The sequence below is a fragment of the Streptomyces sp. NPDC026301 genome, from assembly GCF_055567935.1.
The window spans coordinates 100,489-122,848 of record NZ_JBVHPN010000020.1; the positions used below are offsets into that span (position 1 = coordinate 100,489).

A 22,360-nucleotide genomic window follows, 5' to 3' on the forward strand; every position below is an offset into this window, starting at 1 on the left:
GAAAGGCCCTCACTTCCGCCCTGCGGCCTGCTCGACCGCTTCGACGATCTTCACGTAACAACCGCAGCGGCAGATGTTGCCGCTCATCCACTCCCGGATCTGCTCCGGCGAGCCGGTGTGGCCCTCCTGAATGCAGCCGACGCCGGACATGATCTGGCCGGGCGTGCAGTAGCCGCACTGGAAGGCGTCCCGGTCGATGAACGCCTGCTGGAGTGGGTGGAGTTGGCCGCCGTCGGCCAGGCCCTCGATGGTGGTGACCTCGGCACCCTCCAGGCGTACTGCGAGCGTCAGGCAGGAGTTCACCCGTTGCCCGTCGACCAGGACGGTGCACGCGCCGCACGCTCCGGCGTTGCAGCCCTTCTTGGAACCGGTGAGTCGGAAGTGCTCGCGCAGCAGATCGAGCAGCGAGGTGCGGTTGTCGACCGTCACGGTCCGCCGGGTGCCGTTGACCGTCAGGGACACCCGGCCGGCGGGCGGCGCCTCAACGGCAGCCGCCTCCTTGGGGCCGGCGAGGAATGTTCCTCCGACCACACTGCCGGCGACGGCGGCTCCGCCGACTGCGGTGGTGGCCACGAAGGCGCGCCTGCTCGGCGCCGTGGACGTGGACGTGGACGTGAGGGAAGAGTCGGAGGCGGGGGAGGAGTCGGAGACGCGGGAGGAGGAGGGAGATGGGACCGCAGGTTCAGATGACATGTGTACGCCTTCGCATCGTTGACGAATCAGTCGTACGCGCGGGCACGGCCGGACGGGGTCAGCCGGGCATGGGTTCGGCGTAGTGGCGGAAGCCCTCGCGTTCTTGGTGCAGGGAGAACAGACGCGTCGCGAGCGCGTCGGGGCTGCTGTTGCCGGCATCGGGATGGATGGCGCCGGGGACGATCAACTGGGCGGCGTAGATGTTCTCCGGTGCCAGTGCCTGGTGGAGCATGGCCGCGTAAGCGCTCTCGGCGGCGAAGGCGATGGACGTGCCCGCCCGGTCGGGGTGAGGGCGCACGGCGCTGCCGCCATTGACGAACAACAGGGTGCCGCGGCCCAGCTTCCGCATCCCGGGCAGCACGGCGTTCACGCTGGTGAGCGGCCCCTTGAGGGAGAAGGCCAGCGGGTCGTCCAGGTCGGTGGCGCCGGTGTCGAGGACGGGCTTCATGAAGTCCGCGCGCGGTACGGGGCTGTACTGCAGAATCTCCACGTGCCCCAAGGACCCGGCTGCGGCGTCGAGCGCCGCCGTGAGGGAGCCGGCGTCGAGGACGTCGGCTGCGAAACCGCGCGCGGTGATGCCGTCTCGCGCCAGCTCGGCGCACAGCTGGTCCAGGTGCGCGCTGCTGCGGGAGATCAAGGCGACGCTGTGGCCGGCGGCGCCGAAGCGGCGGGTAGCTGCCAGGCCCAGCCCGGGGCCGGCGCCGACGAGGGCGAACGTGGTCATGATCAGCTCCAGAGAGTAGCGGAGTAGCGGAGTTGCGGAGTAGCGAAGAGGGGAGGCCGGGAGGCCGGGCGGCCCGGCCCGGCAGGGGCAGGGCCGGACCGCCCGGAAAGAAGGCCCGGTCAGACGGTGAGCATGGCCTTGACGGCGCGACGCTCGTCCATGGCCTTGTACGCCTCGGCGGCCTGGTCCAGGGGCACGGTGAGGTCGAAGACCTTGCCGGGGTTGATCTTCCGCTGCCAGATCAGGTCGATCAGCTCGGGCAGGTACTGGCGTACCGGGGCGGGGCCGCCGAGCAGGTGGACCTGGGAGAAGAAGAGTTCCTCGCCGCTCAGGGCGACGTCGTGGTTGACGCCCACGAAGCCGACGTGCCCGCCGGGGCGGGAGGAGCGGATGGCCTGGTTCATGGACTCCTGGGTGCCGACCGCTTCGACGACGGAGTGGGCGCCCAGGCCGCCGGTCAGCTCCTTGATCTTCGCTACGCCGGCGTCGCTGCGTTCGGTGACGACGTCGGTGGCGCCGAACTCGCGGGCGAGCTTCTGGCGCGGCTCATGGCGGCTCATCGCGATGATCCGCTCCGCGCCGAGCTGCTTGGCGGCCAGTACGGCGAGCAGGCCGACCGCGCCGTCGCCGACGACCGCGACGGTCTTGCCGGGACCGGCCTCCGCGGCGACCGCACCGAACCAGCCGGTGCCCAGCACGTCGGAGGCGGCGAGCAGGTCGGGGATCAGATCGGCGTCGGGCGTACCCGGCAGGGGTACGAGGGTGCCGTCGGCGTGGGGGATCAGGGCACGCTCGGACTGGGTGCCGACCTGGGCCATGAACACGCGGTGGACGCAGGAGGAGGGGTAGCCGGAGCGGCAGAGCTCGCAGGTGCCGCAGGAGGCGACGAACGAGCCGACCACCCACTGGCCGGGCTTGACGTTCTTGACCTCGCTGCCCACCTTCTCGACGATGCCGACGTACTCGTGCCCCATCGGCATGGGCTCCTCGACCGACTCGATGCCGCGGTAGGGCCACAGGTCCGAGCCGCAGACGCAGGTCGCCGACAGCCGGATGACGGCATCCGTCGGGGCGGTGATCTTCGGGTCGGCGACCTCCTCCACGCGGACGTCACCGGGAGCGTGCAGTACAGCAGCGCGCATGAGTGTTACTCCTACTGGTTGTGGGTCGGCCGCCGAGGCGGCCGGGATGTGCTTTGCCACGGGCTGGTTCTTTGCAACGGGATGGTTCTTTGCAAGGGGAAGGGCTCGGACCGGTGGGCGCTGTGCGGCGCGGGGGTGTCGGCCTCTCCATCACCCGCGCGCCCGAGCGTCCGAGCGTCCGACCGTCAGTGCGTCCGTGCGCCCGTGCGCTCGTGCGTCCGTCCGTCAGTGCGTCCGAGTGTCCGTGCGTCCGCTCCGGACAGGTCCTCTCTCCCCGCCGACCACGCAGGCGGCGGGGACACGTCTTACGTTCCGGCTGACCGGCGCACGGCTGCGTCCCTGGGGATCGCGGACCGACGTCGTTGGATGACGGCGAGGGCGAGTGTGGGGATCAGCGTGAGCGCGGCGATGCCGGTGCCCACGGCGGCGGGGCCCGTAGCCCCCAGGGAGGAATCGAGTGCGAGGCCGGCGATCCAGGAGCCGATGGCGGTGCCGAGGTTGAACGCCGAAACGGTCAGTGCGGACCCCAGGGTGGGAGCCTGGCCTGCGAACCGGACGCCCAGGGAGATCAGTACCGGATTGGCGCCGAGCCCGAACAGCCCCAGCAGGGCGACCAGCACGATCGTCGGCACGCTGTAGCCGGCCAGCAGGCAGATCGCCAGCAGCAGGACCGTGGTCGCCGCAGGGGCCAGGACCGTCGTCGCGTGCGGACGCCTGTCGCCGAGACGGCCTCCCACGAGGAAGCCCGCCAGGGCGCCGACGCCGAAACCGACCAGGACCAGCGGCACAAGGCCGGCGGCCAGCTGTGCCCGGCCGGTCAGCAGCGGCGAGATGTACGAGTACGTCGACATCACACCGCCGGTCGTGGTCGCACAGGCCGCCAGCGCCAGCCACAGCCGACCCGAGCGCAGAGCGGACAGCTCGGACCGGATCGACAACGCCTGGTGGCCGGCGGTGTCGCGCGGAACATGGCGGGCGATGAGCACCATGGCCGCCGCGCCCAGGACGGCGAGTGCCCAGAAGGGGCCCCGCCAGCCCATGAGCTGCCCGGCGAAGGCGCCGAGCGGCACACCGACGACGTTGGCGAGCATCGCACCGGCGCCCACGACGCCCAGGGCGCGGGAGCTCGCGGCGGGACCGGCGGCGCGTGCGGCCACCACGTTGGCCACCGCCCAGAACGCCCCGGTCGCCAGGGCCGTCAAGAACCGCGCCGCCAGCAGCAGCGCGAAACCGGAGCCCACCGCGACGATGACATGTCCGGCCGCGAAGATGCCCAGCGCGAGGATCAGCGTCAGCCGCCTGAGCAGCCGCAGCGTCAGCATCGCCATCAGCGGCGCGCCGACGATCATGCCGACTGCGAAGACGGTGATCAGCAGCCCGGCCCGGGCCACACTGATCTGCACGTCGTCGGCGATCTCCGGCAGCAGGCCCGCCACCACGAACTCGGTCGTGCCCATCAAAAAGGTGCCCAGGGCGAGCACGTACACGACGAGCGGAAGCCGGGTGTGCGGCCGCTCGCGGTCACCGACCCGCAGGTCGGCGGGGGCGTGGAGGGTTCCTCCTCGCGTAGTCATGCGTGGTCTCCGCAAAGGTTCGAGAACGGGGTGCGCATCCCAGGAAACCGCCCCTGTCGCGTGCGCGGGAGGCTGCGTTTATGGGGGTACCAGCTCAACCCCCCTCCCGCCGGGTTCGGGCCCTAGCGTGGAGAGCATGGAAAGCCGCTCCGACAACCGCGCCGACATCCGTGACTTCCTCGCCCGCCGCCGCGCCCAGCTCACCCCGGAGCAGGTCGGGCTGCCCACCAGCGGCCGCCGCCGGGTGCCCGGGTTGCGCCGCGAGGAGGTCGCGGTCCTCGCGGGCGTGAGCACCGAGTGGTACACGCGGCTGGAGAAAGGCCACATCAGCGGCGTGTCCGAGGACGTCCTCGACGCGGTGGCCCGCACCCTGCAGCTGAGCGAGGACGAACGCACCTACCTGTTCGACCTGGCCAAAGCCGCCCAGCCCAGCCCCGCGCCACGGCGCCGCCGCAAGGCCGTCGAGGTCCCGCCCCGCGTCCAGTGGCTGCTGGACTCCATGACCCTGTCCGCGGCGTTCGTCAGCAACGGACGCCTGGACATCGTGGCCACCAACGCACTCGCCCGCGCCCTGTTCGCGCCGATGTTCGTCAGTGCCACCACGGATGACCGCGGCCGCCCCAACTTCGCCCGGTACTACTTCCTCGACCCCACCTCGCAGGACTTCGCCGACGACTGGGACAGCGCCGCCGACACCACCGCCGCGCTGCTGCGCGCCGAAGCCGGCCGATACCCCAGCGACAAGGCGCTGCGCGAGCTCGTCGGCGAGCTGTCCACGGTCAGCGCCGGGTTCCGTACCCGGTGGGCCGCCCACAACGTGCGCATCCACCACGGCGGCATCAAACGCTTCCACCACCCCGACGCCGGCCCCCTGACGCTCACCTACCAGCCGCTGGACCTGCCCATGTCCGCCCAGGAAGCCCACTCCCTGACCATCTACACCGCCGAACCCGGCACCACCGACGAGGACCGGCTCAAACTCCTCGCCAGCTGGGCAGCGCCCGGATTCCGGAAAGCGGGACCTACTGGTGACAGGGAGACGCGAACCTGACTCGGAAGGGGACGAACGGTCACGTCGAGCCCGGGATCGCCGATCCACTGCGCTTATTGATCCACTGCGCTCGTCGATCCACTGCGCTCGCCGATTCACTGCGCTCGTCGATTCACTGCACTTGTCGATCCACTGCGCTCGCCGCTCAGAGCGCGGTGCCCGTCTCCTCGGCCAGCGCCTGCAGGAGGCGGTCCTGGAACGCCTCGTCGTGGACCGCGCGGTGCGGCTGCAACCGCTCGTGGTGGTACCAGTACCCGCCGGTGGTCAGGGCCTGGGGCTCGTCGCTCGACGCGAGCCACTCCTGCGTCCGATGGCCGAGCTCAAGATCGTCCGGTGCGCCCGGACCACCCATCTTCGTCGGCACCCAGCCCGGATCCACGGCGTTGCTCAGCACCCCCGGGCGCAGGCGGGCCACCGCGGCCGCGAGCGTTGTGACGAACAGCTTGCTGTCGGCGTACGAGCCTGGGCTCTCACCCCGCCAGTCGACCCCGTCGAGCGAGGGGCGCCCACCGAAATGCGAGCCGCTGCTCAGGTACACCAGCCGGCGCGGCCCGCGCAGCAGGGCCGTGAGCAGGTACGGGGCGATGATGTTGACCGGCATGACCGCCGGTCCGCTCCACACGCCGGCGTTGTGAATGACCGCGTCGAGGGGCTCGGCGTCATTCAGCTCCGCGGCGATGCGCCGCACGGCGTCACGCGCCATGAAATCGCCCACCACAAGCTGTGCCCCGCGCTCGACCAGCGGGTCGAGACCCGTCGCACGCTCCCGGTTCCGCGCGTGCACCACCACGTCATGCCCCGCGGCCAACAGCGAGTCCGCCGCGGCACGCCCGAGGCCGTCCGCGGAACCGGTCACCAGGATCCGACTCACTACGACACCGCCCCCTCGACGAGGGGCGCACGGACGGTCGAATTGTCCTGCTCGCCGCCCCGGACATCGCCGCTCTCCTGCATGATTGCTCCCTGCATGGGGTGTCTCCTTCCGTTTGCGGTCGCCCACCAAGCCTTGGCCAGGCTTCGGGGTTTCCGACCGAAGCCGAGGAAATCCATCTCGAGGCTGCGGAAATCCGTCTGGTCCGACACCGCTGTGCGGACCGGCCGGAAGGGAGGAGCCCCGACGGCTCCTCCTCGGTGCTCAGCCGGAGAAGACCTGCTTCGCGGTCGTGATCGCCGTCATGGCCTTGGGCCAGCCGGCGTAGAAGGCGAGGTGGGTGATCGCCTCGACGAGCACGGCCACGGTGACCAGGCTGCGGTCGCGGGCGGCCAGCTCGGTGCGATTCCACACGTCCTCGAACAGGACGTCGTCGGTGAGCTCGGCGAGCTTCGGAGCGAAATCGCCGATCGTGCGGCGCCCGCCACCGATCTGCTTGTGTTGGTCGGTCAATGCATGTCCTTTCGCTGGTCCGCGAGTCGCGCAGGCCCAGGTAGCTCGCGTTCATGCGCGGACCGGTGTATTCCTCATCAGTGGTGCGGGCGTCGCCCCGACTGCCAGATCGGTTGTCCGACTGCCCTGCTCAGCTCTGCTCAGTTCTGCTCCGCTCAGCACCGGCTCCGGCGGGTGGTGCCCACGTCACCGGCTGTCGTGCCTGCTCACCGGCTGCGAGGGCGGTTGTACTGCTCGTCGGTGACCGGCTCGTTCCAAGTGGTCTCCTCGCTGCCGTCGCCCTTGCCCTCCCACATGGCGATGTGCTCCATGAAGCGGTCGGGGGTGGCACCGTGCCAGTGCTCCTCATTCGGGGGGGGGCACGTGACGGTCTGGCCGGGGGGGCTTCGAAGACGGTGCCGTCACGGGTACCGATCAGGGCGATTCCGGAGACGACGTGCAGGGTCTGACCCAGCACGTGGGAGTGCCAGTGAGTGCGGGCACCGGGGGAGAAGCGGACCATATTGGCGCGCATGCGGGACGGCTCCTTGCCCGCGTAGATCACGTCGAACCACACGTCGCCGGTGAACCAGTCCGCAGGAGCCTTCGTGGTGGCCTGCTGTGTAACAAATTCCATGGTCTCTCTCCCAAATGCTGGTGGTGGAGTCTGTCGGGGGCGATCGGGCGGCCGGGCGGCGTCGGTGCGGGCGAGGCCGGAGCCCAGTGCGTACGGGCCCCTGGTCAGTCGGCTCTGGACCGGCCAAGACCACTGTGCGTCGGCGGCGGCCTTCAGGCAGCCGCCAGAGCCCGTACCCCAGTCGGTCCCGGGGGCTTCAACCGCCGCCAACATCGAGAAAACCGCAGTTCAAGGGAGCGGGGAAGGGCCTACCGTTACAGGTACTAACAGGACCCCCCACATACGCACCGTTCGGCCTAGCCTGGAACGTGTGAGTACCGAGAGCGACATCCGCGACTTTCTGGTGTCCCGCCGCGCCAAGATCACCCCGCAGCAGGCCGGGTTGCCCGCCTACGGTGGACACCGGCGTGTGCCCGGTCTGCGCCGCGAAGAAGTCGCCCTGCTCGCCGGCGTCAGCATCGATTACTACGTCCGCCTGGAGCGCGGCCACCTCGCCGGCGCCTCTGAAGAAGTCCTCGATGCCGTCGCGAACGCCCTCCAGCTGGACGATGCCGAACGCGCCCACCTCTACGACCTGGCCCGCGCCGCCGCCAAACGCCCCGCCCGCCGCGGCAAGCGCGCCCGCGGGCCGCTGCCGGACAGCGTCCTGCGCGTGCTTCGCTCGATGACCGACTCCCCGGCCTTCATCCGCAACGGCCGCCTGGACATCCTTGCCACCAATCCCCTCGGCCGCGCCCTCTATGCCCCGCTGTTCCCCGACCCCACCACCGAGACGGTCAACATCGCCCGCTTCCAGTTCCTCGACCCACGCGGCCGCGACTTCTTCCCTGACTGGGAGGAGGCGTTGAACACCACCGTCTCCCTGCTGCGTACAGAGGCCGGGCGCGCTCCTCACGACAGCGATCTGACCGGACTCATCGGTGAGCTCGTCACCCGCAGCGAGGAGTTCCGCACTGCCTGGGCCAAACACAACGTCCGCCTGCACCACACCGGCCGCAAGTCCTTCCACCACCCCGCTGTCGGCACCCTCACTTTCGACTTCGACGCCATGGAACTGCCCGCCCAGCCCGGCCTCACGCTTACTGCCTACAGCACCGCCCCCGGCACCCCCGACCACGACGCCCTCCAACTCCTCGCCACCTGGGCCGCCACCGAAAACACCCAACCCACCCCCACCCCCACCATCGCCGAGGCAGATACGGACCACTCGCACCAGCGATAACGCCACACCTGGCGCCTAGGCCCTACGGGCGCCGCCGCGACGACGCGGATAACGGGCACGCCGCCGCCCAGCGCAACCTGTTCAACGCAAGCGGCGATCAAGCCGGTGGTGGGTTGCGTGCCGCCCGCACCGGCCTCGAAAGCGACCAGCACGGCAGGCGCCTCACCGACCCGCTGGAACACGCTCTGGAAGTTGGATCCCAGCCCGTCCCTCACATCGAACGAGCAGGCCCGCGGGTCAGCTCATCAAGGATTCTTCTTCTCGACTGCACCGACGGTGTGATGGCCATGGGCGCGACGGCACCTTCGTCTGCGGCATACGGAGGAGGAGAGCCCGGGTGTGCCGATTGCCGCGCCTGTCCCTGGCCACGGCTGTCCCGAGTCACCCTCCGCCGATCCGGCCACGGTGATCGAAGACGTGGCGGGGTTCAGCGCGGAATCACCCAGCCCGGCGCCCAGGTCCCGGCGGTCTCGTGGTTGGCCGCTGTGGCCGCTGTGGCCGCAGTGGTGGCGAGGTGGGCGCGGAGGGTGGCCAGCGCTGGGTGGGGGTTGTCGCGGTGCCACAGGAGCGAGTGCGGGTAGACGGGCATTGGGTCGGTCACCGGGATGCGGCGCAGGCCGTGGCCGGCGGGCCAGACGAGGCGTGTGTGCTCGCCCATGAAGGTGGCCAGGGCCGGGGTGTCGGCGATGGTGTCGAGGAGCGCGTCGGAGCCGAAGTTGGGGCCAGTCGCCTCGATGGTGAGGCCGAACTCGGCGACGAGGTCGTCGTAGTAGGCGGCCCACTCGGTACCGGGGACGATGCCGGGCATCCAGATCCGGTGCCCGGCGAGCTGAGCGAGGGGTACCGACCGGGCGCCCGCCAGCGCGTGGGCGGGGCCGGTGAGGAGCTGGAGCGGCTCGTCGAGCACTCGTACGGACTCGATGTCCTCGGGAAGGGGCCGCCCGGGCGCGGCGACGGCGCGGAAGGATGCGTCGATCGCACCGGATCGGATGGCGGCTACGGCCGCCTCGATGTCGAACAGCATCACCACGTCGAGTTCGATCTCGGGGTGTGCGCGGTGAAAGCCGCGCATCAGGCCCGACGGCGCGACACGTGAGGCGATCACGTCGACGCGCAGCGGACGGCGGCCGGTGCGAACGGACGCGACCGCGCGCTCGGCGACGCGCAGCAGCTCGCGCGCGTGGGGCAGGAACGCCTGCCCGTCGATGGTGAGCTCGGCGCCGCGCGGGGTGCGGGTGAACAGCCGCACGCCGAGGTTGCGCTCCAGCGCGGCGATGCGCTTGGAGACGGCCTGCTGGGTGACCGCCAGCTCGGCGGCGGCCTCCTGGAACTGCCCCGCCTCGGCGGCAGCGACGAAGGTCCGGACGGCGTCGAGGTCCATGCCGACAGCCTATGGGTACAACCATTGGTTGTGGCAGAGCGGCCCGGCGGTTGTTTGATCCCTGAGTGCGGCCATCGCTTTGATGCTTCCGATCGCGGATCGGTTGTGCTGGTGAGTGGAGAGGGGCGTCGGGCATGCGGAGCGGGCACCGGCTGAGAAATCTGCGCGGACATCTGCTCAGACATCGGCTGGGGCGGCGGGGCGGGCACCGGCTGGGGCGGCGGTTCGGGTGGCTGTGGGGAGCGTACGGGACCAGCGCGCTCGGCACGTGGCTGGCCTTCGGCGCGTTCCCGCTGATCGCCATCCGGGTGCTGCACGCCGGACCGGCCGAGGTCGCCGCGCTCTCCTCCGTGGGGACTGCGGTGGGCGCGGCCGTGGCGGTGCCGCTCGGCCCGTGGGTGGAGTACCGCCGCAAGCGGCCGGTGCTGATCGCGACGGACCTGGTGCGATGCGCGGCGCTGCTGACGATCCCCGCCGCGTTCGCGCTCGGCGTGCTCACCTTCCTTCAGCTCCTACTGGTCTCGGTCGTCGTCGCGGCGGCCGACATCACCTTCCGCGGCGCCTCCGGCGCGTACCTGAAGACGCTGCTGCCGGCCGAGGACCTGCTCATCGCCAACGCCCGCTTCGAGTCCACGGCCTGGACGACCACCATCATCGGACCACCGCTGGGCGGCGCGGCGATCGGGCTCCTCGGCCCGGTGGCGACGGTGGTGGCCGACGCGGTCAGCTACCTGCTCTCGGCCCTGGGCATCCGCGCGACGGGCAGGCACGAGCCGCGGCCCGAGCGCCGTGAGGCCGCGCGCATGAGGGCCGGGGACCTGCTCGACGGCTGGCGGTACATCTTCGCCGACGCGACGCTGCGTCCGCTGTTCTTCAATACCGCCTTGTTCAACGGCCTGGTGATGGCCGCCCAGCCGCTGCTGGCCGTCCTGATGCTCGGCCCGCTCGGGTTCACACCGTGGCAGTACGGCCTCGCCTTCGCCGCGCCCTCGATCGGCGGGCTGCTCGGCTCCCGACTGGCCCGACCGCTCGTCACCCGGTTCGGGCAGCACCAGGTCCTGGTCGTGGTCGGGGCGCTGCGCGCGCTCTGGCCCGTCGGCCTGGCCTTCCTGGGGCCGGGCACCGGTGGGCTGCTGCTGGTGATGGGCGTCGAACTCGGGCTCATCTTCTGCTGCGGAGTCTTCAACCCCGTCTACGCCACCTACCGCATCGAGCGCACCGCGACCGACCGGGTCACCCGCACGCTGACCGCCTGGGCGGTGACGACCAAGGCCTCGACCGCGGTCCTGACGGCCGTCTGGGGCGTGCTGGGCAGTCTGCTCGGCCCCCGTACAGCCATCGGCCTGGCCGGCGTGCTCCTGCTGGCGACCCCGCTCCTGCTCCCTCGCCGCGCGGCAGCGCCTCTCCCCGAGCCGAAGTCGGCACCGAGCCGCACCTGACGGGCTGTCATGACCGTCACGGCGATCGGGCGCGCTGCCCATCTTTGCAGCGGCTCACCCCTCCGCGTACGGCTCGTACAGCTCGTACAGCTCGGAGATGAGCGCGACGCCCGCCGCCGTGGCCGGTAGGGATCTCCACGCGGCAAAACGTGGCGCACATATCAACATGCCTCAACAGCCCCAGAAACTTGCGACCCACGTACGGCGCAATGCCACCTGCCTCCCCTGCCTGAAGCCTTCTGACGACCCCAAGGATTAACGAGGGCGACGCGCAGGAGCGGGCGTGGTGAGTTCCGGGACGGAGGCCTCGGCGTCGCGGGTCCGGTGGCAGTCGCAGGGGCGGCGAGGAGCGAGACCAACCGTGTTCACATCGTCTCGGAGATCATTTGCGGGTCAGCCCTCAGACGGTGTACGCACCCGGGCCCTCTCTCCCGCGCTCCTGCCGTGACCGGTGACGCCCCTGCCCTGTCCCGGAAACCTGCCTCCAAACCCAACGGAGGTGAGACGCACTGCCGGAGGGCCACAGACACTCCTCACAGCTGCTTGCCCGCTGCCTCCAGGACCACGCCTTGAGCATCTCGCGCTGCGGGGCCGCCCGACCGCGGGCGACGATGAGCTGGTGGACGGGCTTCCGGGAGGCACTGCGGGCAGCGATCCACGGCAGCCGTCGCAGCGAGCAGATCAAGAAATCGGCCAAGCCCCGGACGTCATGAACTTGCTGCCGGGCAGTCGCTGAAGCAGCGTTCTCGACATCGTCCGCAACGCCCGGGGCGGGCGAAGCCGGACGGCGAGCCGGGTTGATGTGCGCCGGCAGGCCTGCACGGTCCCTCGCGCCGACCTCCAACGGCTGCGCCGGTCCCAGGCGCCGGGTGGCGGATCTAAGGGCGTCGGCGTTGCTGCTTGCGGGTGGCGCGCCATTGCTGGAACAGCACTTTCAGGGCGGCCGTCTTCGATGCTCCTGCCTCCTCGTGCAGGAGCTTGCCGCCCTTGCGCTGCACAGCCTCCAGTTCGAGTTCCGCCACGCGTACGCAGGCGCGCAGGAACGGTTGGGTCTCCGTTGCCACCAGGTCCGGCAGCTCTCGACAGGCCCTCAGGCCGGCGCCGGCGGCACTCGCCTGATCCGCGACGAGCTGCCCCAGCGCGGGTACGCACCGCGGCGCTCGGCGCAGTACCTCCTCGACTTCCAGCCCGTAGCGCGCCAGTTCTGCGTGGGGAATGCCGATCCGGCCCTGCCTGGCGTCCTCGGACAGGTCCGCCAGGAAGTCGGTGCGTTGCATGGCTTCGATCAGGGTCCGGCAGCCGCGCAGGAAGGCTTCCTCTTGGTTTGCCCCCGGTGGGGGTGCGATCAGTGATGCGGTGAGCATGAGGGCCGGCAGTGAGTAGGCGTCCACGTACTGCTGAAAGTCGCTGTCGGTTGCGAAACCGGTCCAGCCGGCTTCGGTGGGGGCGCCGTCGAGGAAGGCCGTGATGTGCGTCCTCAGCTGCGGGTGACGCTTGGCGGTGTCGGCCACAGCTCTGAGGAGGGGCTGGTCGGATGTGCCGTGCTCCACGGCCTCCCGGGTCTGCTGGTCCCAGGTCCGGAGCGCCTCACGGCGGATGCTCAGCTCACCCGCGTCGATACGTTTGTCGGTCTCGTGCATGAACGCCACAGCGGCGACCACGGCGGGCTGAAGGTGTGCGGGCAGCAGCAGCCGAACGGCCAGGAACTGGTCGGGCTTGAACTTCTGCACCAGTTGGCGCTGGGCGCCGTAATCCCGCCGGAGGGAGGGCTCGTTGATGCCGGCCTGGGGCAGCGCGGCGGACCACCTGGTCAATGCGTTCCTCGTTCTCATGGGTTTAAGGCTCGTTGGATCCCTCAGTGGCGTAAGAGGGCCTCACACAAGATCCTCATGGACACCTCGGTCGGGTGGACAGACTTTCACCGCTTGCGTCTTTGAGCGCATCGCGCTTCCCGCAGATCGGTCGAGGGCCGGAAGTCTGCCCGCCGGAAGTCTGCCGCCGGTCGAGCGGCACACTGCGCTCGGACGGCCAGCCAGTGAGCACGACCATGCCCATCTGCCGGGCGTGCTGCCACGGGGCCTTGGCCTTGAGAAGGACCGCCCCCACGCCGTGGTTGCGGTACCCGGGGACCATGTAGAAACGCGTCACGCAGCCGATATGCGGGTTGTCCAGGGCTCCGGTACTCGCTCCACGAGGCGGAGGAAGACACGCCCGCAGACCTCTCGCGCAAGAACCGCCTTCGTGGTCCTCTTACTTGAATGCCCATCGCAGCCACGCCAGTACGGGAACATCAGCAGCCCGGGCCTGGCGCACACGGAAGTCTGCGGCCACGAGGAAAGCCTGACGTGCTCCGATCTCGACCGGCTCCTGGTGTTCTCGGTCGGGGGCATCCACTTGGCGGGGTTTTGATCGCTTCTGCCGCGGTTGGGGTCGAGGCTGACAGCAGTGAAGTTGCGTTCGGCGCCGAGGTGGTTGGCGTATGCCTCGTGGGGTTTCGTGGCCCAACTGGGGCGCTGGGGCCCAGGCCGGGGTGAGGTGGTCGATGTCGTGATTGTCGGCGTCGGTGACGGCCTTGTCGTCGTAGTAGAACGCCGGCTGCCGGCCGGCCCGGCCCTGCACCCGCGAAAGCGTCCGGGGGAGTGGGAGTGGGTTCAGGCGGGGTTGGCGTGCTCAGGTGCCCTAGCCGGGGTCGTTGCTCCTTGTTCGAGCGTGTGAGGTCCGGGGATCGCGTGGGAGGGGCTCGGGGTCGCGGGGGTCATGTTGGGTTCTGGCGTTGGTCGTTGCTGTGCTGGCGGAGTCGGTCGGTGTGGCGGGCGACGTCATCGACGCGTGCGGCGAGGTCGGGGTGGTGGGGTGTGAGGTATGTGTGCGTGTCTGTGAGGGGGGTGAGGAGGGCGGCTGGGTCGTTGTGGGCGAGGGCGGTGGTGAGGTTGGTGAGGGGGGTGTGGGCGGTGGTGGGGAGGTCGGTGAGTGCGGTGATTTGGCCGGCGAGTTGGCGTAGTTCTGCGGCGTGGGTGCGGGCCCAGGCGGTGATGGTGCGGTCGGCGGCGCGGCGGTTGCGGGTGGCTTGGACGCGTTGTTCGCCTGTGGTGCCGGGGTTTCCGGGGCGTAGGCGCAGGTAGCGGCGTTCGGCGGCTTGGCGGCTGGAGACGCCGAGGGGGTGGGCGAGGTCGGCCCAGCTGGCGCCCGCGTTGCGGGCCTCTTCGATCAGGCCCGGTTCCCATGCGGCGAGCTGGTCGCGTACTTCGCGCAGCAGCAGGAGCGCGGCCAGTGCCTGTTCCGAGCCGGCCGGGCCGGGCTCGGGGTGCTCGCCGTCCTGCGGCGTGTGGGCGGTGTGCAGGGTTTCGTGGATCGTGTGCAGCGCCGCGGCGGCGAGGAAGGAGGAGGGGGTGAGCCCGCGGGCGCGAGGGGCGGACTGGTGGTCGTCCGTGGTCATGGAGCCTCCAACATGGCGTCGCCGATGTCATCCTTTCGATGACATTCTACTTGTCATCGCTTGGACGACATGTTACAACGATGGCAGGTGAACGCATTGGCGGCACAGTGCCTGGCCCCTGAATGCTGGAGGTGTTTCACGATGTTGATGCGCACCGACCCCTTCCGTGAGCTGGACCGGCTCACCCAGCAGCTCCTGAACACGACCGGTACCTGGTCGCGGCCGTCGGCGATGCCGATGGACGCCTACCGTGAGGGCGAGGAGTACGTGATCGCCCTGGACCTGCCCGGCGTCTCCACGGACGCGATCGACATCGACGTCGAGCGGAACATGCTGACCGTCAAGGCCGAGCGGCGGCCCCTCCCCAACGCGGACGACGTACAGATGGAGCTCTCCGAGCGGCCCCTGGGCGTCTTCTCCCGCCAAGTCGTGCTGGCCGACACGCTGGATGCCGAGCACATCAAGGCGGACTACGACGCGGGTGTGCTGACCCTGCGGATCCCGATCGCCGAGCGCGCCAAGCCCCGCAAGATCGCCATCGGCGGCGGCTCCGCGCACAAGGAGATCAGCGGCTGAGATCAGCGGCTGAGTCCCCTCCCGGCCGCGCCGGAGACGCCGGGGGCGGCCCTGCCTGCGGCCGCCCCGTCCTCCGCTCGCCGCCGCATATGCAAGGGAGCAGCGATGGCCATGCGATGGGAAGTGTTCCTGGACCAGGTCAAGGAACGCGGTGAGTACAAGACCACTGAGGAGGCCGAGCGGGCGGCCCGTACGGTGCTTGCGCTGCTGGGCGCGCACCTGGTGGGGGAGGTACGGGCGGAACTGGCAGCCCGGCTGCCGGAGGAGTTGGCGCTGATCCTGCTCAATCCGCTACAGGCGCACGAGCCACTCTCCCCTGAGCGGTTCGTGCGGGCCACCGCGGCATGGATCGAGGGGGCCACGGAACGGACCGCGGCGTGGGATGTGGGCGCGGTGCTCAGCGTGGCCGCGGACGCCGCGGGCGAAGAGCTCACCCGGCGGGTCCTGCTCCAGCTCCCGGCGGGCTACGACCTGCTGTTCGGCCATCCCCAGCACATATAGCCCCTGGCCACCCCAGCGCGTACAGCCCCCGGGGCAGCGACAGCGCGCATAGCCCACAGGCAGCGACAGTGCTGCACAGCCCATGGGCGGCACCCCCCTTCCCCGACCGAGCGATACCGGTGGCCGGCGGCGAGCGAGCCCCGGCCACCGCCTCGCGCCCATTTCGAATGAGACGCGACCACTTCGGATGAGAGATGAGAAAGGCAACCGAGTCACCGATGATTCCCCAGCAGGAGCCGTGCCGGTCCACCGTGGGCATGACGTTCGCGCAGATGCTGGAAAGAGTGCGCTACGAAGGCGCCTACCCCACCCGTGTACGAGCCGAGGAGAGCGTGCGTGCCGTGCTGGCTGCCCTCGGGCGCCAGGTCACGGGTTATGAGCGCGTGGAGCTCGCGGCCAGGCTGCCGTACGAGGCCGCCCTCACCTTCACCTCCCAGATCCCCGCGACCGAGCCTCTCACCGGCTGGGGTTTCGTCAAGGATCTGGCGTCCCGTACCGGCGGTACGGTGGCCACCACCCGCTGGGACACCGGTACCGTCCTTCGCGTCGTGGCCCAGCTCGCCGGTGAGGAGCTCCTTGGCCGCATCCTCGCCCAGCTCCCCTCCGGCTACGCCTTGCTGTTCGGCCGCGCCGAGCTCACCCAGGCGGCCTGACGCGCCGGGGGGGGGAGACGGTGCACGGCGGTGAGACGTGTGCTGCGCGATCCGTGATCTGGCCGGGCCGGCCAGGTCCTGCCGCTCCATGACCTCGTCACCGTGGCGGTGGCCGTCTTCGACGGCGGCCACCGCCACGGCGCAGGGCGTTGGTGGCGAGCTCGGAGACCAGGACAGCGATCGCTTCCGCGAGCGCGATCGTTCCCGCGAGCGCGATCGATTCCGTCGGCCATCGGCGAAGGCGCGGGCGACGCCGCGCGCGCGAGCGGTGCCGGCGGGGCTGCCGCCCTCAACCACCACACAGGCCTTGGGGCGTGCATGCGGGTCGCCTCCGTGTCGGCCCTACGTGGCCCCCGCCCTGCATCGGTTACGCCGCCAGGCTCAGCACGTACCCGCCGGCCCGGGCTTCAAGTAGGCAAAGCACTCTTCCAGGTGTGCCTGCAGCAGGACTTCGCACATCGACTCTGAAGAAAACCTACCATGGCAACAGTAGACATTGGCTCGTTGCGGGGTTACTGTTTTCGTCGTACCCAGAAAGTCGATGTGGGCACGGCAGAGGTGAACTGCCGTGCATGCAGGCCAAGCAGGACGCGGCCAGGGCCGCGAGCAGTACCCGCGTTACCCGCGTTATCCAGCAGTACGACCGAGTAACCGAATGAGGTAAGGAGCCGACGCCATCAGGATCGCCCGGGCGAGGGAGAAGCCCGCCCGGGTACCGCAGGCCCCGGATGGGAAGGTGGTCCCCGGTCACGCATCCTCGATCCCCGCAGCCCCGTCCTCCCAGGCGGAACTGCGGATGAAGAAGGCCGGCGCAGGTAGCCGGTAGATGGTGTTGAAAGCTCGGGGCCCGGGTGCCGGTACTGGCACCCGGGCCCCTCGACGCGTCCGCGAAAGAAGAGGTCTATGCCCCCTGCCAGTCCCCGCCCCCTCGACAATCTCGACGATGACGACTACCCCGCCTACACCATGGGCCGGGCCGCCGCGATGCTCGGCACCACCCCCGCCTTCCTCCGCGCCCTGGGCGAACACCGCCTGATCACCCCTCTGCGCTCCGAGGGCGGCCATCGCCGCTACTCCCGCTACCAGCTGCGTATCGCCGCCCGGGCCCGCGAACTCGTGGACCAGGGCACCCCCATCGAGGCCGCCTGCCGCATCGTCATCCTCGAAGACCAGCTGGAAGAAGCCCAGCGCATCAACGAGCAACTGCGCACACGAGCCCGCGAGTCACCGTCGCGGACCTCAGCCTGAAGCCCCGCTCGGCCGCGGAAGGCAACACGGGATGATCCGCGTCGGCCGCGCCTTGGCCCGCGCGCACGGCTTCGGCGTCGACGGGCTCGTGCGGTGGCCCGGCCCGAGGCCGAGGTCTTGGGGGCGGTCGAGCTGCAGCGTCTGGTGCTTGCGGTCGTGTGTCGTGGGCACCGCGAGGGGCGGCGGTAGGGGTCCCAGCAGGCTGGCTGTCTGAGTCGCTGGGGCCGTTCGGCTCTCTGATTCCGTGGCTCCGTGAGCCGCTGTCGCTGGGGCGGGGGCGCTTGCTCGACGTCACGCCGATGCCGCGCCGATGCTGCGCCGGTGTCGCGTTGGGGTGTGGTGTGGTTTGGCTGTGCCGCTCAGGCACCGGAACCAGCTTCAGGGTGTTGGGCCGCTCCAGCCTTGCTCCTTGCGTGGTGGTGGGTGGATGGCTGTGGTCTCGTGCGTGGTCCGGTGGTGGTCGTGGTGGGGGGAGGGTGTTGGTGGCGGGGGCGGGTGGTTGTGGTGGCGCGCAGAGGTGCGGTGTCTCGGTGCTGGGTGTGTGGTGGTCAGTGGGGCAGGGCGGTTTCGATGGCGGTGGTGACTTCCTTGGCGTCGGGTTGGGTTTGGGGGCGAAGCGTGCTGCGGTGGTGCTGTTGGGGGTGAGGAGGATTTTTTCGAAGTTCCGGCGCACTTCACCGGTGTAGCTCTCGGTGTCGGGGGTGTGGGTGAGTTTGTCGTAGAGGGGGTGGCGGGTGTCGCTGTGCACGTCGGTCTTCTGTGTCATGGGGAAGGTGGTGCCGTAGGTGGTGGAGCAGAAGGCGGCGATCTCTTCGGCGGTGCCGGGTTCTTGGCCCATGAACTGGTTGCAGGGCACGCCCAGGACGGTGAAGCCGCGCGGTCGTAGTGCTGTTGCAGTTTTTTAGGGCGGTGTATTGGGGGTGAGGCCGCATTGGGAGGCGACGTTGACGATCAGTACGGCCTTGCTCTGGTACTGGGTCAGGTCGGCGGGGCCGCCGGTGAGGGCGTCGATGTCGGTGGTCAGGACGGACATGTCACTCCTTAGCGCTGGGCTGCTGGTCAGGGGGCGGGGCAGCTGCGTGTGGGCGGGCGTGTTCGGGCTTTAGAGGTTTTGAGGTGTCCGGGAGCGGGCGGGGCGGGGAGTGTGGCGAGGGATGATGCCGGCGGCCCACCACAGGGCACTGCTTGCTGTAGCCGTGGCCGAGGGCCTGGGTCGTCCGGCCGGATGGTGGCGGGGCGGATGCAGGCGGCGGCAGTAGCGGTGGCGGTGGCGGTGGTGGTGAGCAGGGCGGTGCCGATCGCACCGCGGGCCTGCTGGGAGGTGTTGACCATGGCCGAGGCGATGCCGGCGTCCTACGGCCGGGCACCCAAGGTGCCCAAGCTGAAGGCGGGCATGAGCACGGTCGCCCAGGCCGGGCACCGGCAGCGAAGCGAGCACGGGGCAGGACATTCCCGCCCCCCGGCTCTGCTGCTCTGCTCGGGCTCTGAGGCCTGCCCAGGGCCGCGAGGGGACAGGACTTCCCCGGTAGGCCGCCCTCCCGGGCCGCACATGCGGGCAACCGATCCCTGATCGCTGGTGCCCGTTGGCCGCCGGCACGAAAAGCCTGCCGGCGGGTCACCGTTCCGGGTGCCCTCGAGTGCATTGCGGTGTGTGAGGTGGGTGGTTCGGTGGTGGCGGAAAGGCGTGGGTGTCTGCTGGTCTCTGTCGGTGACCAGCGCCTAGAGCGTCGGATCACCAGGTCCACGGGCTTCATCCACCAGCTACGGGACCACGCACTGCCCGTCGTGGTGCAGAGGTGGGAGGCCGGGCAGGCGCCGGTGGTTCCGGGGCCGGGTGTGTGTGGTTGTGGTGTGGGTGCGCGTGGTCTGTGCTGGTAGTGGCCGCAGGTCGGTGGTGTCCGGGTGCATGGCCGCATGCTGAAGGGGCCGCGCCCCGAAGACCGAAAGGCGCGACCCCTTGGCTCAGCTCGACGGACCAGGCTCACGTCCCAGCCCGCGTCGCCTTTAGGTCAAGCAGTCGGCATAGGCGGCGTGCCGAACGCCGAAGGAGGGGTTCGGTCAGCCCGGCCGGCGGGGGTTCCAAGAGGGCTTCAGATCATCAACAGTAGCCGGGTGTGCGGTACCAGTTTCCGGTTGACGCTGGTGCTTTGCACGAAGATGGTGAAGTCGTCGTTGCGGTCGGGGTTGACGCGGACTTCCGCGTCCGGCAGGCCGAGCAGGGAGCGGGCCTGGGGCCCCGTGTAGACCCGGTCCGTCTTTTTCTCCAGCACCGCAATCCGCTTCTGCGCCTGGATCTTCTCCGACTTGCTCAGCTGATAAAATGCGCAACCGGTGCGGTAGGTGTGGCCGCATTCGGTGACCCAGTCCCGTATCGCCGCTGCGCGTGCCACGGGAATCAGCTGGTACTGCGAGGGGTTTACCGGGGTGAGGCCGGCTGCCTGGATCGTGTCGGTGTTGACCGCCTCCGACCCCGTGGAGAACACCGCCCGCGATCCCCGGATGCCTTGGGCCCGGCCCCTCATGAAGTTTTCGGTGGCCTGCTGGATGACCTGCCCGGCCTCCTCCAGGCCCTGCGTGCTGGTGGCGTCCCAGATGGCGATGTTGTCCTTGGGGAAACCGCACTGCATGGCCTCGCGCTTGCCCATCTGATCCGGCACAAGGACGGCCAGCGTCCAGTTGTCCTGCTGCCTCTGCAGCATCGTTGTCACGGCCTGCACCAGCTCACGCGGATCCCCGGCAGGGGCATCGGGGCAGCGATGACTTGCGTTCTCCTGTCCATCGGTCAGCACGAACGTCAGGAAGCTGTGGTCGCCGTACAGTTGGGCTGTCTGCGCCAGCTCCCGCTGCGACTTGAGCGTGGCTGCCAGCAGCGCCGTCATTCCGCCGACCCGGTACAGCTGTTTCAGGGACGGCATCCGCAGCACGTCCTTGTCGTAGATGACGCACTCCACCGTGTCGGCGAAGACGTACACCGTGACGCGGGTTTCTTGGCCCAGCTCCTTCGACCGGCGGGCCAGGTAGGCAATCTGCTGGTCGGCGACGTCGACGACCTTGCGGCTCAGATGCGACATGGATGAACTGGCATCCAGGACAAGAGCAACGTGGTTGATGTAGTTCTGGTTTCCAGACATGACCGCTCCCCCTTTTCCCCTCGATGCTTCTACCTTCTCACCCGCCACTGACAATCGATCGTGCTCCCAGGCCGCCAGCAGGGCCCACTCACCAGGCCGGCCGAACCCTGCGCCCACGCACCTGCGGCAGCGGGAGCGAGGGGCCGCCTCGCCCGTCAACGGCGCGGGGAGGCGCCAATCCGCCGCGGCGATGCCATGCCTGGTGGCCGGCCGCGGAAGGAAGCGGCGCATCAAGGACAACGGTGGCTTCCTGGCGAGCCCGTACGTACCGCAGACCGCAGACCGCGCAGGTGCAGGGACGAAGACAACGCCGGCGGGCGCTCAGGCAGCGGCTGATGAGGGCCGGCGCGGGAAGGTGTCCAGTGGCGTGGTGATGCCCTGGCTCGTTGCGCGGCGGTGCAGAGGAGCCGATCCGGTCGAGCAGCTTCTTCGTGATCTCCTCGGTGCCACTCAGTAAAGACATCCGAGCGGCTTCCCGGTGGATGACAGAGACCGCCCATCCGCTCATCCGCCGATCCGCTCGCCGGCGCGGGCGTGCTCGAAGCCGTCAGCATCGCCTGCCCGATCCGCTTCCGGCGCGCCGGAAGCGGCTTCGATCGTCTCGCCTCCTGCCTGCCCGCCATCGAGCAGCACCTCAACGAACTACGCGCTGACCACGCCAGTGCCAGGCCACGGACACCGCACAGTTCGTCATCACCGCGCTCACGCACAGATCACCGTGTCCAGGAGCGGTTCTTCTGACCAGGTGGTCTGGCCTGCGCTGATCAGTTGTGGTGTGTCTGCGGGCGAGGGCAGTGTGCCGGTATCTGCAGTCTGGCTTGACCGACGTTGTCTTGTGTCTCCAAGGCCGGGCGCAGCTGGTGTTCTCGGGCTGTACGTGCATGTTCCCGGGCCGTACGGGCTGCTCGGTGGTGTTGCCGGTGTCGGTGAGGAGTTGCCGCTGCTCGAGGGAGCTCGTCGTACATGGCGCACCGGCGCCACAGTCAGTGGTCGGTTCCGCAGTCGTGGGGAGGTCGTTGAAGCCGTTCTCGGTCCGCAGGAGGCGGCCGTCGGCGGCGTCGCGGGCGCGGTCGTAGCTGCGCTGCCCTTTCGGGTTCCAGGGCGGGCCCACCAGGGCGGTGGCGTTGAGGGCCTGGGCGCCGGCGGGCAGGGGCAGGGGGGTGGCTGGTGTGCTGGTAGTTGTGCGGGTTGGCGGGCCACTGTCCAGGCGGAAGCCGTCGTGGGCGTTGCGGAGGTTACGCAGGCCAGGCTGTCGTGTTCGGCGGCAAGGAGCGGGCGTGGTGAGGGCTTCTTCGGTGCCGGTCTTAAGGTTGCGCCGTCTGGGCTGGCGGCGGTCGTCACCGCGGTGTTGATGCCGATCTGGGTGAGGAGGGGCGTTGTTGTTCGGGTGCAGGAACGAGCGGCGGGTGCCCTGCAGGTGCAGCTATTTGTCCAGGCTGTAGCGGGTGGTGGGAAAGCCGCCGGCGGGCTCGAGCGGGCCGTGGCTGCGCTGTGTGTGAGTGGGCGCGTTGGTGGCATTGGGTGGGTGTCAGCAGGACGGGATGCTGGGTGCCTGGTCATGGGGATAGTTGCGGCCAGGTCCGCTGTCA

At 69.8% G+C, this 22,360-nt stretch carries 18 protein-coding genes and 2 pseudogenes; 7 read left to right on the forward strand and 13 right to left on the reverse strand.

Translation table 11 applies throughout. The features are described from left to right. Positions 1 to 9: 9 nt before the first annotated feature. The 4 genes from ACZ4MH_RS29120 to ACZ4MH_RS29135 all read right to left on the reverse strand — a co-directional run bounded on the left by ACZ4MH_RS29120 (position 10) and on the right by ACZ4MH_RS29135 (position 4,133). Positions 10 to 573, reverse strand: coding sequence for a (2Fe-2S)-binding protein (locus ACZ4MH_RS29120; RefSeq protein ID WP_467754761.1), 564 nt, complete (start codon positions 571 to 573; stop codon positions 10 to 12). A gap of 178 nt (positions 574 to 751) precedes the next feature. Further along, positions 752 to 1,417 carry an SDR family NAD(P)-dependent oxidoreductase gene (locus ACZ4MH_RS29125; RefSeq protein WP_351587360.1) on the reverse strand — a complete coding sequence of 222 codons (666 nt, stop codon included), beginning with the start codon at positions 1,415 to 1,417 and terminating at the stop codon, positions 752 to 754. A 119-nt stretch (positions 1,418 to 1,536) separates the two neighbouring features. Beyond that, positions 1,537 to 2,559 (reverse strand): zinc-dependent alcohol dehydrogenase family protein, encoded by a 1,023-nt coding sequence (locus ACZ4MH_RS29130; RefSeq protein ID WP_351587358.1) that lies wholly within the window; start codon positions 2,557 to 2,559, stop codon positions 1,537 to 1,539. Positions 2,560 to 2,864: 305 nt separating this feature from the next. Next, positions 2,865 to 4,133 carry an MFS transporter gene (locus ACZ4MH_RS29135; RefSeq protein ID WP_351587356.1) on the reverse strand — a complete coding sequence of 423 codons (1,269 nt, stop codon included), beginning with the start codon at positions 4,131 to 4,133 and terminating at the stop codon, positions 2,865 to 2,867. Positions 4,134 to 4,269: 136 nt separating this feature from the next. Here ACZ4MH_RS29135 and ACZ4MH_RS29140 point away from each other — a divergent pair, with 136 nt between their 5' ends. Further along, positions 4,270 to 5,184, forward strand: coding sequence for a helix-turn-helix transcriptional regulator (locus ACZ4MH_RS29140; protein ID WP_351587354.1), 915 nt, complete (start codon positions 4,270 to 4,272; stop codon positions 5,182 to 5,184). 145 nt (positions 5,185 to 5,329) lie between these two features. Here the strand turns inward: ACZ4MH_RS29140 and ACZ4MH_RS29145 are convergent, their stop codons facing one another. From ACZ4MH_RS29145 to ACZ4MH_RS29155, 3 genes and pseudogenes are all read right to left on the reverse strand, one after another. Further along, entirely contained in the window at positions 5,330 to 6,055 is a 726-nt protein-coding gene (locus tag ACZ4MH_RS29145; RefSeq protein ID WP_351587352.1) for an SDR family NAD(P)-dependent oxidoreductase, read from the reverse strand. Between the two features lie 264 nt (positions 6,056 to 6,319). After that, positions 6,320 to 6,568, reverse strand: coding sequence for a carboxymuconolactone decarboxylase family protein (locus ACZ4MH_RS29150; protein WP_351587350.1), 249 nt, complete (start codon positions 6,566 to 6,568; stop codon positions 6,320 to 6,322). Positions 6,569 to 6,774: 206 nt separating this feature from the next. Then, positions 6,775 to 7,184: pseudogene (locus ACZ4MH_RS29155) on the reverse strand ((R)-mandelonitrile lyase). Between the two features lie 301 nt (positions 7,185 to 7,485). On the opposite strand from ACZ4MH_RS29155, the gene ACZ4MH_RS29160 reads away from it, so the two are divergent. Continuing rightward, positions 7,486 to 8,406 carry a helix-turn-helix transcriptional regulator gene (locus ACZ4MH_RS29160; RefSeq protein ID WP_467754762.1) on the forward strand — a complete coding sequence of 307 codons (921 nt, stop codon included), beginning with the start codon at positions 7,486 to 7,488 and terminating at the stop codon, positions 8,404 to 8,406. A 427-nt stretch (positions 8,407 to 8,833) separates the two neighbouring features. On the opposite strand, the gene ACZ4MH_RS29165 is transcribed toward ACZ4MH_RS29160, so the two are convergent. Beyond that, a complete protein-coding gene (locus ACZ4MH_RS29165; protein WP_351587346.1) occupies positions 8,834 to 9,787 on the reverse strand; it encodes a LysR family transcriptional regulator in 954 nt (317 codons plus the stop codon). Between the two features lie 134 nt (positions 9,788 to 9,921). On the opposite strand from ACZ4MH_RS29165, the gene ACZ4MH_RS29170 reads away from it, so the two are divergent. Next, the gene (locus ACZ4MH_RS29170) at positions 9,922 to 11,226 is read left to right on the forward strand and encodes an MFS transporter (protein ID WP_351587344.1); all 1,305 of its coding nucleotides are present in this window, start codon (positions 9,922 to 9,924) and stop codon (positions 11,224 to 11,226) included. A gap of 878 nt (positions 11,227 to 12,104) precedes the next feature. Here the strand turns inward: ACZ4MH_RS29170 and ACZ4MH_RS29175 are convergent. Together ACZ4MH_RS29175 and ACZ4MH_RS29180 are read right to left on the reverse strand one after the other, a co-directional pair. Then, positions 12,105 to 13,040, reverse strand: a complete 936-nt coding sequence (locus tag ACZ4MH_RS29175; RefSeq protein WP_351587342.1) for a squalene/phytoene synthase family protein — start codon at positions 13,038 to 13,040, stop codon at positions 12,105 to 12,107. 941 nt (positions 13,041 to 13,981) lie between these two features. Continuing rightward, positions 13,982 to 14,662 carry a type III effector protein gene (locus tag ACZ4MH_RS29180; protein WP_351587341.1) on the reverse strand — a complete coding sequence of 227 codons (681 nt, stop codon included), beginning with the start codon at positions 14,660 to 14,662 and terminating at the stop codon, positions 13,982 to 13,984. A gap of 141 nt (positions 14,663 to 14,803) precedes the next feature. Here ACZ4MH_RS29180 and ACZ4MH_RS29185 point away from each other — a divergent pair, with 141 nt between their 5' ends. The 4 genes from ACZ4MH_RS29185 to ACZ4MH_RS29200 all read left to right on the forward strand — a co-directional run bounded on the left by ACZ4MH_RS29185 (position 14,804) and on the right by ACZ4MH_RS29200 (position 17,640). After that, on the forward strand, positions 14,804 to 15,238 hold the full coding sequence (locus tag ACZ4MH_RS29185) for an Hsp20/alpha crystallin family protein (protein WP_351587339.1): 435 nt from the start codon (positions 14,804 to 14,806) through the stop codon (positions 15,236 to 15,238). Between the two features lie 105 nt (positions 15,239 to 15,343). Further along, the gene (locus tag ACZ4MH_RS29190; protein ID WP_351587337.1) at positions 15,344 to 15,739 is read left to right on the forward strand and encodes a DUF2267 domain-containing protein; all 396 of its coding nucleotides are present in this window, start codon (positions 15,344 to 15,346) and stop codon (positions 15,737 to 15,739) included. Positions 15,740 to 15,957: 218 nt separating this feature from the next. Continuing rightward, positions 15,958 to 16,392 (forward strand): DUF2267 domain-containing protein, encoded by a 435-nt coding sequence (locus ACZ4MH_RS29195; RefSeq protein WP_351587335.1) that lies wholly within the window; start codon positions 15,958 to 15,960, stop codon positions 16,390 to 16,392. Positions 16,393 to 17,295: 903 nt separating this feature from the next. Next, on the forward strand, positions 17,296 to 17,640 hold the full coding sequence (locus ACZ4MH_RS29200; RefSeq protein ID WP_351587334.1) for a MerR family transcriptional regulator: 345 nt from the start codon (positions 17,296 to 17,298) through the stop codon (positions 17,638 to 17,640). On the opposite strand, the pseudogene ACZ4MH_RS29205 reads toward ACZ4MH_RS29200, so the two are convergent. The 3 genes and pseudogenes from ACZ4MH_RS29205 to ACZ4MH_RS29215 all read right to left on the reverse strand — a co-directional run bounded on the left by ACZ4MH_RS29205 (position 17,585) and on the right by ACZ4MH_RS29215 (position 21,404). Next, positions 17,585 to 18,673: pseudogene (locus ACZ4MH_RS29205) on the reverse strand (glutathione peroxidase). The gene ACZ4MH_RS29200 and the pseudogene ACZ4MH_RS29205 overlap by 56 nt on opposite strands. Positions 18,674 to 19,730: 1,057 nt before the next feature. Beyond that, positions 19,731 to 20,771, reverse strand: a complete 1,041-nt coding sequence (locus tag ACZ4MH_RS29210; protein ID WP_351587332.1) for a vWA domain-containing protein — start codon at positions 20,769 to 20,771, stop codon at positions 19,731 to 19,733. Between the two features lie 504 nt (positions 20,772 to 21,275). Further along, positions 21,276 to 21,404, reverse strand: a complete 129-nt coding sequence (locus ACZ4MH_RS29215; protein WP_351587330.1) for a hypothetical protein — start codon at positions 21,402 to 21,404, stop codon at positions 21,276 to 21,278. Positions 21,405 to 22,360: the final 956 nt, after the last annotated feature.

Excerpts from the sequence above, each read along its gene's own strand:
- ACZ4MH_RS29200 (WP_351587334.1), top strand. The coding sequence starts at position 17,296 with ATGCCCCCTGCCAGTCCCCGCCCCCTCGACAATCTCGACGATGACGAC.
- ACZ4MH_RS29190 (WP_351587337.1), top strand. The coding sequence starts at position 15,344 with ATGGCCATGCGATGGGAAGTGTTCCTGGACCAGGTCAAGGAACGCGGT.
- ACZ4MH_RS29185 (WP_351587339.1), top strand. The coding sequence starts at position 14,804 with ATGTTGATGCGCACCGACCCCTTCCGTGAGCTGGACCGGCTCACCCAG.
- ACZ4MH_RS29210 (WP_351587332.1), bottom strand. The coding sequence starts at position 20,771 with ATGTCTGGAAACCAGAACTACATCAACCACGTTGCTCTTGTCCTGGAT.
- ACZ4MH_RS29140 (WP_351587354.1), top strand. The coding sequence starts at position 4,270 with ATGGAAAGCCGCTCCGACAACCGCGCCGACATCCGTGACTTCCTCGCC.
- ACZ4MH_RS29195 (WP_351587335.1), top strand. The coding sequence starts at position 15,958 with ATGATTCCCCAGCAGGAGCCGTGCCGGTCCACCGTGGGCATGACGTTC.
- ACZ4MH_RS29165 (WP_351587346.1), bottom strand. The coding sequence starts at position 9,787 with ATGGACCTCGACGCCGTCCGGACCTTCGTCGCTGCCGCCGAGGCGGGG.
- ACZ4MH_RS29180 (WP_351587341.1), bottom strand. The coding sequence starts at position 14,662 with ATGACCACGGACGACCACCAGTCCGCCCCTCGCGCCCGCGGGCTCACC.
- ACZ4MH_RS29130 (WP_351587358.1), bottom strand. The coding sequence starts at position 2,559 with ATGCGCGCTGCTGTACTGCACGCTCCCGGTGACGTCCGCGTGGAGGAG.
- ACZ4MH_RS29170 (WP_351587344.1), top strand. The coding sequence starts at position 9,922 with ATGCGGAGCGGGCACCGGCTGAGAAATCTGCGCGGACATCTGCTCAGA.
- ACZ4MH_RS29125 (WP_351587360.1), bottom strand. The coding sequence starts at position 1,417 with ATGACCACGTTCGCCCTCGTCGGCGCCGGCCCCGGGCTGGGCCTGGCA.
- ACZ4MH_RS29135 (WP_351587356.1), bottom strand. The coding sequence starts at position 4,133 with ATGACTACGCGAGGAGGAACCCTCCACGCCCCCGCCGACCTGCGGGTC.